Source organism: Paraburkholderia sp. SIMBA_030, assembly GCF_046535245.1.
Lineage (GTDB): Bacteria > Pseudomonadota > Gammaproteobacteria > Burkholderiales > Burkholderiaceae > Paraburkholderia.
The window spans coordinates 1-246 of the sequence record NZ_JAWRXB010001320.1 but is presented as its reverse complement, the minus strand read 5'-3'; the positions used below and the strand labels follow the sequence as shown (position 1 = coordinate 246).

1 protein-coding gene is annotated in these 246 nt (G+C 51.6%); it reads left to right on the top strand.

Annotation, left to right across the window (positions count from 1 at the left end):
* Window positions 1-13: 13 nt before the first annotated feature.
* On the top strand, window positions 14-246 hold a 233-nt coding region (locus SB772_RS44325), incomplete at its 3' end, for a bacteriophage T4 gp5 trimerisation domain-containing protein (protein ID WP_410839068.1).

Genomic DNA, 246 nt, shown 5'->3' with positions numbered 1-246 from the left:
CCACAAGACGCGCATGACGATCAAGAGTCAGACGCATAAGGGAGATGGCTACAACGAACTGCGCTTCGAGGACGAAAAGAATCAGGAGGAGATTTACGTCCACGCACAGAAGGATCAGAACGTTCACGTCAATCACGACGAGAGCACGTTTGTCGGCAATGACCGCAAGGAAAAAGTCGAGCACGATGAAACGATCGACATCGGACATGACCGTACGGAAAGCGTAGGCAACGATGAACAGGTGAG